Origin of the sequence: Rubrivirga sp. SAORIC476 (assembly GCF_002283555.1) — a bacterium.
Taxonomy (GTDB): Bacteria; Bacteroidota; Rhodothermia; order Rhodothermales; family Rubricoccaceae; genus Rubrivirga.
Genome location: NZ_MVOI01000016.1, coordinates 1 through 894, shown reverse-complemented (window position 1 = coordinate 894; position 894 = coordinate 1). Strand labels below are relative to the sequence as shown.

Sequence of the window (894 nt, the reverse complement as noted above, 5' to 3'; positions counted from 1 at the left end):
CAACGCCCCCGAGGAGCGCGAGCGCGGCATCACGATCGCCACGGCGCACGTCGAGTACGAGACCGAGAACCGGCACTACGCCCACGTCGACTGCCCCGGCCACGCCGACTACGTCAAGAACATGGTCACGGGTGCGGCGCAGATGGACGGCGCGATCCTGGTGGTGGCCGCCACCGACGGCCCGATGCCGCAGACGCGCGAGCACATCCTGCTCGCCCGCCAGGTGGGCGTGCCCTACATCGTCGTGTTCATGAACAAGGCCGACCTGGTCGACGACGAGGAGCTCCTGGAGCTGGTCGAGATGGAGGTCCGTGAGCTGCTCGACTCGTACGAGTTCCCGGGCGACGACCTGCCGGTGATCCAGGGCTCGGCGCTGGGCGCCTTGAACGGCGAGCCGGAGTGGGTGGCGAAGGTCGAGGAGCTGATGCAGTCGGTGGACGACTACATCCCGACGCCGGAGCGCGCCGTCGACCAGCCGTTCCTGATGCCGGTCGAGGACGTGTTCTCGATCACGGGCCGCGGGACGGTGGTGACGGGCCGCGTGGAGCGGGGCGCGATCAAGGTCGGCGACCCGGTCGAGATCGTGGGCATCTCGGAGACGAAGCAGTCGTCGACGGTGACGGGCGTGGAGATGTTCAGGAAGCTTCTCGACTCGGCGCAGGCGGGCGACAACGCGGGCATCCTGCTGCGCGGCATCGACAAGGACGCCGTCGAGCGCGGGATGGTGCTGACGAAGCCGGGTGCGGTGACGCCGCACAAGAAGTTCGAGTGCGAGGTGTACATCCTGTCGAAGGACGAGGGTGGTCGCCACACGCCGTTCTTCAAGGGGTACCGTCCGCAGTTCTACTTCCGCACGACGGACGTGACGGGCGACATCGAGCTGGCCGAGGGCGT

Annotated in this window: 1 protein-coding gene; it reads left to right on the top strand. The window is 68.1% G+C overall.

Annotated elements, in window-relative coordinates; all coding sequences use genetic code 11:
- On the top strand, positions 1–894 hold an 894-nt coding region (gene tuf / locus B1759_RS18890), incomplete at both ends, for an elongation factor Tu (protein WP_095516648.1).